Source organism: Acinetobacter stercoris, from assembly GCF_900323515.1.
Lineage (GTDB): Bacteria > Pseudomonadota > Gammaproteobacteria > Pseudomonadales > Moraxellaceae > Acinetobacter > Acinetobacter stercoris.
Map to the genome: position 1 here is coordinate 1 of NZ_OOGT01000161.1, position 9,542 is coordinate 9,542.

Consider the following 9,542-nt stretch of genomic DNA (forward strand, 5'->3'; position numbering starts at 1 on the left):
TTTCAATATAGACCAAAACTTTGATCTATATCTTTCATTTTAATTATTTTTTACATTTAACGCAGATATACATATGACTTTTAATTCACTCAAATTCACATAAATAAAATGATTTAATATCAGGGTTTGTTAACCAGTAATTTGGCCAGTTTATTACTGATATTAATTGCAAAACTATCTACGTACTCACTATAAAAATGAGCAAAAAATAAAGTCACAGCCATACAAATCATTATCGAAGAAATAACAGCCAGATCAAAACTAAAATGTGCTTGTAATAGTAAATTAAAGACAGGTACGCAAACCAGATAGATCATGACCATATGCAATAAATAAATCGAAAATGATAACTTTCCAAGCCAAACAAACAATTTTTTATCTAAAATATCTGAAAGTTTTGCAGACATGAGTACACTGTAAACAATGAAAAAACCAGAAAGAAAATTGCAATAATCATAGGTTTTTTCACCTAAATAACGCTGAATCCATGTATAGGCATGACTTGTATTATGTGCACCTGCTAAATATAGTCCAACAATAAACATTGGAAGTGCCACAGCAAATTTTACACTTTTCCCATAAAGGTAAATATAAATCCCGATAACAAAACTACTCATACCAAAGAAAAAAGTTTCGTCTTTAAAATATGCAGCAACAGGAAAGGCAATCGAAGCAATAAAAAAAAGATTCTTATTATACTGATATAAAAATAGCAATAAAAACAAAAGAAAAGATCCAAAAAGCTCGATCTGCATAGTCCACAACACCCAGTTTGAGTCACTGGCAGCAAACAAAAAAGAACCTATACTCCCTTCATATATTGCTTTGCCTAAACTCAGTGGTTGGTCAACATAACTTTGAAACCATGCATTTACACCTGAAGCATCTATCTCGACAAACTTTTTAGTTGCCCAGGCCAGAATGCATGACAAAAATACAGGTATGGCTAAACGTGGGTAACGTTTTACTGCCATAATTTCAATTTTCTTGGGGATATTCTGACTTCTACAAATGCTGTAACTGAGAACAAATCCACTTAATACAAAAAAAACAAATACAGCAGCTGTACCTGAATACCAGAATCCAAAAGGTGAATGATGAATCATATATACCCATTGATTCTCAGGTTTTTGGTCTAAATCAAAATGGTGTAAATAGGGATAAAAAGTCAAACTCAAATGCGAGAACACAACAGCCAAACATGCAATTCCCCGAATACTCTCGGCAGCGTTTAATTTTGCCATAAATCATTATTACCTGTTTTTCTATTGTGTTCAAAACACGGTTTTTCTCAAAGAAAAATCCCACAAAAGTGGGACTATTCACATGAAAACAATCTATTCAATAAAGGTTATTCGACCATTTTCATCATGATGAACAGTCGATATTTTTTGTTCCCGACCATGTTCAATCTGTGTCATAGGAAGTGCAAAATACTCTGCATAATCATCTGTTGTCTTTACTTCTGACTTTTTAACAGTTTTGGCTGGAATAAAATGACTCCAAAGCCAAAGTGCAACAGCACATGCAATAAGTGCTGTAATCCCATGCTGCACACCTATCCCAAAAGCATGCAGAACTTCATGAACCAGATGTGGCTTTTGCAAACCGATAAGCCCAATCACTAACACAATCGGACGCCAGAGAAATAGCCAGCAAGCCCACATCATCGCAGTACTGGTATTCGACATATAGCGCTTATGCCATGGTAACTTACGGCGTAAATCAATAATCAAATTATTTGATTTCATTTTTTCTTTACTCATAGCATCAATCATTTATCCGAACACCACGATCTGGACTCACCCAACGCGCACGTTTGCCATCACCACGTAACAGGACTTTTGGAAACGCGACAATACTAGCAGTAATCGTGATCAACCAAAAGACGAACGGATACCAAATCATCCAATAATAGTTTTTGAATAAGTTTGGCTCATAACGACTATCCATCCATTTACTTAAAGCAAACTGAATAAGACATGTCGCACCCAACAAGATACCACTTCCATACGGTAAAAATGGTGAGCTAATACCATTACTCATCGCATGCATCGGTAATATAAAATGGAGCAACCAGATAATTGCCATGATTAACATCAGATATGACCAAACCAGGGTTAAAATTAACTCAATCATCAATGGCCATAAAAAATTCAACTTAGGCTTAACCAAGACATCGATATTTTTAATCAATACCTGAGCACCGCCCATTGCCCAACGCAAGCGCTGCTTCCATAAACCATTTAAAGTTTCAGGCATCAGTATCCAGACTAAAGCATTCGGTTCAAACCGGATATCCCAACCTGCCCTTTGCAATTTCCAAGTGATATCAATATCTTCGGTTAGCATGTTAGGAGACCAGTATCCCACTTCGTGAACAGCACTCTTACGAAATGCAGTGATCACGCCAGAAACTGTAAACAAACGTCCAAAACTACGTTGCGCACGTTTAATCATGCCAACAATAGAAGAAAATTCACCAACCTGAATACGACCAATTAAAGTTGAACGAGTACGAATGCGCGGATTTCCCGTCACTGCAGCCACAGTTTCATCTTCAAGAAAATGACGTACCATCCACGATGCAGCATGCGGATCCAGCAATGCATCACCATCAATACCAATTAAATATTCAGCATCAGTCAGCAAGCTTCCAGCTTGCAGCGCCATCGCTTTACCCTGATTCTGTGCCAAATGTACAACACGTAACTTTTCATGCTTTAAAGTCAGCTGATCAAGAACTTCTGCCGTGTTATCAGAGCTTCCATCATTGATTGCAATAACCTCAAAATTTGGATATTTCAAAGCCAAGGCATGGGTTAAAGTCTCTTCGGCATTATCCCCTTCATTAAAACATGGCACCAAAACCGCAACTTTAGGATAACTTTCAAGCGGTTTAGGTTGTTTATAAGGAGGTTCTTTTCGCTCTTTTCTATAGAAAATTAATGCACCAATCATCCATAGATAAGACATGAACAATGGATAATAAAATACAAAGTTCAATGCCGAATGCCAAAAGTATTGTAACGACGTCATGTTTAATTCCTTCTAAGGAATAAGACGATTAGGCTGTAAGTCAAATACTTCACGCAAAACTGCTGGATCTGGATGATTTTTAAATGGATCATCTGGATAATAAGCAATATGCATAGCACCTTGGCTGTACAGAGATTTAATCGTTTGGGCCATCTCTTCCGATGGAACTGGCTGACTTGTTCGCCAGTTCAGAGCTTGCAACTCAAATACTGTCTTCTTCAAACCATTCGGATATTTTTTTACACGATTCACAATATCAGCATAGAACTTCTCCTTATCTGGTGCTTGTTCCATATAAGGCATTGCCATAATTGCTGTGAAATCATAATGCTTCAGTGACTCTTCTAAAGATTGGGCATACCAGTTTTCAGAATATGGATTAAGTGCAACCTGCGCGTATAAATTGCGTGCAGTAACCAGATATGGCTGATAACGACGTAATTCAGCAGCCATTTGCATTGCAAAATCATCTATGGTCTTGGTTTTAAAAGCAGTCCATTTCTGTAACTGAGCATCATTCTTGCGAACAGCATCGAGATCAGTTGACAGCCCAGCTTTTTTATATGCAGCTAGAGCTTCAGGACTTGCATCTTCGTAATCAGAAAGGGTTGTATCATCATGGAATAGGATACCATTAAATGTAGATGATTTGCCCAAATCTTCGTAAATTCCTTTAATCACTTTACGTGCTTCAGCAGAATACGGTGTTAAGCGACGATATCCCATATTCAGATGGTCGGAAGCTTTGGCCTGCTGGGTAACCACGACACGCCTGGATACTGGATTATTTTTTGGTAAATCCCAGGCAAACAAAGGCATCCATGCATATAAGCGAGTTACTTGAGTACGTGACTGGATTTGCCATGCTACACGGTTAAATAAATCTGCACGCATGGGAATATAACGGTTCGGAAAATACACCATATCAGCTGAACCATCTGCATCTGGATCTGAAAATGCCTGTAGATATACAGTATTCACTTTCATTGCAATAATGCGATCCAATAATAAACCTAAATTTTTCTCTTGCTGAACTGGATCTTTATCATAGATATAATCCAGATCAACATGCATTACCTTTTGGGGGCGGTTATTGTCATTCAATCCCATTGAACGGGTTCTGATATCTGCTAACAAGTCATTTGGTGTAGTACTATTTTCAATCAAAATACGATTCAGATGACCTAGTGACTGTTTAACATTATTTGCACCATCATCTAGTGTAATGGTGATCGGCATACCAGTTTTTTTTGCAATATCAACTGTCTGCATATTATAACGACCATACGGCCATACCATGACACGTGGACTACGAATCCCATGTGCTTTCAATATCTCATTATTTTTCTTTAAATCCGAATAAATTCGGGTTGCATATGCCCTGTCACTTTCATAAGTTTTAGTTTTACTATCATATAAACGTGTTGTTGCTGCTGGTTGTGAGCTACCTTGAGGATTACCAACAATACCGTGATGCAAGTCAAAACTATGGCTACCAATTTCTACAAAACCGCTATCCTGCATCTCTTTCAATTCATGCCATGATAAAATTTCGCTACGTGGAATAACTTCATCGCCAAATTGTACTTTTTGATTCTCTTTTGGTTCTAGCCACTTACCAACCACAGCTAAAACAACAGGAACTTTTTGTGCTTTGACTATTGGATAAGCATGCTGGTAAAAAGACTGGTAACCGTCATCTACAGTAATCATCACAGATTTGGCAGGTAAACGATATTTGCCTTCATGTGCCTTTAATAGCTGGTCTACAGTAATAAAGTTAAACCCATTCTTTTTCAACCAGGTTATTTGCTGCTCGAACTGTTGCGAAGTAATCGCATACTGAGGGATCAATGCACCCTTCTTATCCGTAATTTCATGATAACCAATAATCGTTAAGGTTGAAGAATCCGCACTTGTTGCCTCAGCATGTGCTGTCACACTCACTGAAATTGCCAAAACAGACAGGCAAGCGAGAAACGCGGGTTTAAAAAAACGAGTTAGCATAGTAATTGCTCATAGTCTTAATACATAATGATTGGGAGGATCATCACAAAAGATTGGATGGTGTCTTGAAAGGTTGTGAGACGCTCAAGAATATCAGGCTCTTTGCAATTTTAATTTATAATTTACAAAGCTGAAATCAAACTTAAAAAAAAATAATAATTTTATTGTTTTTAATACACTTACATCTTACCAACAACTTTTCCACATTCATTTCATTTTCAATAAAAATAACCATTCAATTGATTCAATATTATTACATCATAGTAAATATAAAATTCGTTATGATATGTCATGGTTCATCAGGAGAGCCAACTAAAATCTTATTTTTAATAAAAATGTAGCTTATACAATAACAGTAATAAAAGGTTATTAAGCATTTGAAAACAACTCGACAACCTTTTAAAACATTTAATAACTAATCATTCATCACGTGTTTTGACATCAAACAATTCAATTTCAAAAATCAAATTTGAGTTTGCAGGAATAATATTTCCCATTTTTCGTTCACCATATGCCAAATGGGCAGGCACAATCAGCTTACGTTTTCCCCCAACTTTCATTCCCATGATGCCCTGATCCCAACCTTTAATAACACGACCTGTGCCAATAACGCATTCAAAGTAATTTCCACGGTCAATTGATGAATCAAATTTTGTTCCATCTTCCAGCCAACCTGTATAGTGAGTGGTAATTAAGGCGCCTTTCACCGCCTCCTTACCTTCGCCTATTTTTAAATCAATAATTTCCAATTCGTTTGACATAGTATATCCGGGTCTTTACTTTTCAATGTTTACAGCATGATACGCCTCAGAAAACTCAGCATAATCACGCAGTACCTGCTGATAATAATTATACGCATAATCAAGTAATTCTGCTTTCCATTGCACAGCATTTTCTGCAAACTTTATCAATCCGTCAATATTATCTGCCCCTTGCCGACTTGCTGAACGTAGTTGTGCATAAGCGATCAGTCTTGCCATATAGTGACACGCATCCGTAAACTTTTTGGGTTTACCCATACATAAACTAAAATCCATTTTATCCTGTTCAGGTTGTAATTCTTTAACAATAAAAGATTCATTATCAAGATCAATACGTGATAACCATCCTGGAGTTACATATTCCATATAGTATTGTATGGTTTGAATTCTTTCCGCCTGATTTTTCCATTCAGGTTGCTCAATTTTTAAAAAAGGTGTCAGACTCAGAGACGAAGGTTGTGCCTGCTTGACGTCAAATAAATAAAAATCCCGAGTTGCCGACTGATAAACTAAAAATACGTAACGCTTCAAACCGATACTTCCAGTTCCTGCTACACGTATTGCGGCATCCTGCACCTCAAACTCCGCTTGCTTATCACTCACTAAAGTATTCAGATAAGCACTAAAGTCTGCTATGAGCGCTTTTTTTAACGTTTTATCATCAATCGGGAAATATCTTTTATTATCAATGATAAACTCTCTTTTCTTATTACTTTTTAAAATAGATTTTGAGTTTAAAAAGTCAAGTTCATTACGCGCCTCCAGCGTCTTTATATATTTCTTTAAAACGCCCTGAATAGTTTCTTTTTCAATCGAATATGCCTTTCCTGATTTCAAGGTATTGATGTATTCGTTACTTAAGATTTCTGTAATATTTTTCAATTCTTCATCTTTAAATTTCAGCTCTTTACCTGCCAAAAACACACTGGTAATAAAACGGACAAACTCCCAGGTCGGATGTGCTAAAACAGCTTCATCAAAATCATTCAAATCAAAATAAACCACCTTATTACGACTTCGATATGTGCCAAAATTTTCAACATGTAAATCACCACAAATCCAGGCTTTTGTAGCATCTGTCCACGTTTGTTTTTGTAATAAATCCTCATAAAATAAATGACATGATCCCCGATAAAATCGAAAAGCGCCACTTGCCATCAATTTAAATTTAAGAGGTAAAAATCCTGGAACCCGATTTTGATTATATTTCATGACACGCTGATAGATATTTGACATACATGCTCCAAGATTTAAGCACTAAAAAATTAATTCTTTTATCTCACTATCACATAATAAATACTCGGTGAGTAACTTATGATTCTGCGCCGATCCAATTAAAATCCAACGTCCTGTGATTTGTTTTTCTGTTTTATTTTGTACACCACGGATCACACGCATATCATATTTTTTAAATAGATCTTCATATTTATCTAAAGTTTCTTGTTGATAATCACATACAATCCGATAATTTCTCGACTGGTGAATAGTCTCGATTTTATCCTGAACATAAATCAATAAAACCAGCACGACCAGTACAATGAAAGTCCCAAACAGACTTAAGATGATATAACCAGCACCAGCAGCCATGCCTAAAGCTGCGACCATCCAGATTGTTGTTGCGGTCGTAATTCCGGAAATTCTATTATCATCTTTAAAAATCACCCCAGCCCCAAGAAAACCGAGTCCCGTTAATATATTTGCAGCTAGACGATCTGGATTCTCAACACCAATCTTGAGAGATAATATGGTAAAAAGGCATGAAGCCAGACTGACAATAATCATTGTTCTAAGCCCAGCCGATTTACTACGATACTCCCGCTCAGTACCTATGACAGCACCAATACCTAGTGCAATCAATAAATGATAAATATCAGCTTCCATATTTTCTGCTTTTATTTAAATTGTATGATTTAGGTATAAAGCAACTAAAATAGAAGATGCAAGACAAATTCAGACATCTTCCTCTATTTTTTAACTATTTGTAATAAATATTATTGCAACTGAGTCCACTCAATAACAACCTGATGCTCATCACCAATCAAAGTCCACTCACCGTCCATCACATTAAGTTGTAATTGCATGGTTCTTTTACACAACTGCTGTATTTCAGATGTAGTTTTTTCTGATAATTGCCAAACTTCAGCATTCTTCAAGGTCTTTAGTTTACTGTTTCTTTTATACCACTCAGCTACAGCGTTACCATAAGCAACAACTGCAACCTGCTTGCATCTTGCGCTGGCTTTTTTTACTTTATCTTCATCTGGACAACCAACCTCAATCCACTTTACCAATTGCCCTGTTAAATCCTTTTCCCATAGAGCAGGTTCATCGGTTTCAAACAAATCTTTGGTAAATTCCAGAGCATCATCAGCATATCTGGCATAAGCCAGAATACGAACCATCAGACGCTCAATAGTTTCAGAAGGGTGCAATGCCAGTGTCAATTGATAGTCACCATACTGATGAATATCCATATTTGCGATATTTAAATCGGCTTTATAAATCGTTGCTTTTAACGCCATTATATATTCCTCGACTTTGGCGCTAAGCATATAAGATTTTAGGGCTTTCGTTGACCATTATTTCTGAATAATTCGACACTTCAACAGACTGTTCTCGAAAGCTTCGGTTTGAATAGACTGTGCAGAAATAATTTCGACCCGATTATCAATATTTTCTTCACCTGATTTATAGTTAAATTGCTCAGGGTTAAAATTAAAAGTCATCCATCCCTGATCTGTATTAAAAATTGCTTTTATACGTAACCAGTCTTTTTGTTCACATAAGACATCCAGTACATCATAAAAATTAAATTGCCAGTGTTTTGAAAATTTCCATCCCGCGACAGTGTAACCTTGGGTTGTTTCTACATAATGATAAGGTAATTGCTTAATTTCAGGTAATACCTGATCCACACCTATTTGACGCTGAATACTCAGCAACGGCTGTAGTTTCCGTTCTACTCTCTGATAGTTAAAATCAATTTGTTCTAATTTAACCAGACCTTGCTCAGCCAAAATCCATGATTGCACATACACCTGATATTCTCGTTTAAGCTCAGATAATGCCTGCTTATCCAGATCATTCATCAGATCCTGATGTGAAACAACTACAATTTGCGCAGCTTTTAACTGATCCTGATACAAGTTTTGTTCAGTCCACAGCTGATCATGTAAGCGACTACCATCAATCACAGTAACTGGTGCCTGCATTTGAATATTCTGCTTCCAATGAGGCTCAGATAACTGATCTAAAAGCTGCGCAGGATGTCCAAGGCCTGTTGGTTCAATAAAAAGTCGGTCAGGTTTGCTATCACTCAACAATCTTGATAATGCGATCTGCATTGGTAACTGGCTTGCACAACACAGACATCCACCTAAAAGCTCTTTCACCTCATAGCCATCAGTCTGTGGTAATAGTTGTTGATCAACACCGATTTGACCAAATTCATTCATTAACACAGCCCATCTTTCATTTTCAGGTTTCTGACTCAGCAAATGCTGTAAAAGCGTGGTTTTACCTGCACCTAAAAAACCTGAAATAATGTGTGTTTTTACTGCTGATGTTTGAAGAATTTTCAATTGACTACCCAATACCTGCTATTCAACCATTTTGGCAATATTTTTTGCCAATCCAGACATCATAACTGTAATCATCAAAATATGAATATGCTTTAAGGAAAAATTCAGAATGATCTGTAAAAATCAGATAATAGTTGATCATTCACTTTATTAA

At 36.5% G+C, this 9,542-nt stretch carries 9 protein-coding genes; all 9 read right to left on the minus strand.

Going from position 1 to position 9,542, the window contains the following annotated elements; genetic code table 11:
* Positions 1-119: 119 nt before the first annotated feature.
* Entirely contained in the window at positions 120-1,244 is a 1,125-nt protein-coding gene (locus KPC_RS14620) for an acyltransferase family protein (RefSeq protein ID WP_121975097.1), read from the minus strand.
* Between the two features lie 93 nt (positions 1,245-1,337).
* Positions 1,338-1,751, minus strand: a complete 414-nt coding sequence (pgaD, locus tag KPC_RS14625; RefSeq protein WP_121975105.1) for a poly-beta-1,6-N-acetyl-D-glucosamine biosynthesis protein PgaD — start codon at positions 1,749-1,751, stop codon at positions 1,338-1,340.
* 19 nt (positions 1,752-1,770) lie between these two features.
* Entirely contained in the window at positions 1,771-3,039 is a 1,269-nt protein-coding gene (gene pgaC / locus KPC_RS14630; protein WP_121975098.1) for a poly-beta-1,6-N-acetyl-D-glucosamine synthase, read from the minus strand.
* A gap of 12 nt (positions 3,040-3,051) precedes the next feature.
* Entirely contained in the window at positions 3,052-5,046 is a 1,995-nt protein-coding gene (gene pgaB, locus KPC_RS14635) for a poly-beta-1,6-N-acetyl-D-glucosamine N-deacetylase PgaB (protein ID WP_121975099.1), read from the minus strand.
* Between the two features lie 419 nt (positions 5,047-5,465).
* Positions 5,466-5,807: an FKBP-type peptidyl-prolyl cis-trans isomerase gene (locus tag KPC_RS14640; protein WP_121975100.1), complete on the minus strand. Its 342-nt coding sequence runs from the start codon at positions 5,805-5,807 to the stop codon at positions 5,466-5,468.
* Between the two features lie 15 nt (positions 5,808-5,822).
* Positions 5,823-7,043, minus strand: a complete 1,221-nt coding sequence (locus tag KPC_RS14645; RefSeq protein ID WP_121975101.1) for a DUF2252 domain-containing protein — start codon at positions 7,041-7,043, stop codon at positions 5,823-5,825.
* Positions 7,044-7,064: 21 nt separating this feature from the next.
* Positions 7,065-7,688: an MgtC/SapB family protein gene (locus KPC_RS14650; RefSeq protein ID WP_121975102.1), complete on the minus strand. Its 624-nt coding sequence runs from the start codon at positions 7,686-7,688 to the stop codon at positions 7,065-7,067.
* Positions 7,689-7,798: 110 nt separating this feature from the next.
* On the minus strand, positions 7,799-8,329 hold the full coding sequence (locus KPC_RS14655) for a YaeQ family protein (protein ID WP_121975103.1): 531 nt from the start codon (positions 8,327-8,329) through the stop codon (positions 7,799-7,801).
* Positions 8,330-8,386: 57 nt separating this feature from the next.
* Positions 8,387-9,388 carry a CobW family GTP-binding protein gene (locus KPC_RS14660; protein ID WP_121975104.1) on the minus strand — a complete coding sequence of 334 codons (1,002 nt, stop codon included), beginning with the start codon at positions 9,386-9,388 and terminating at the stop codon, positions 8,387-8,389.
* Positions 9,389-9,542 lie beyond the last annotated feature (154 nt).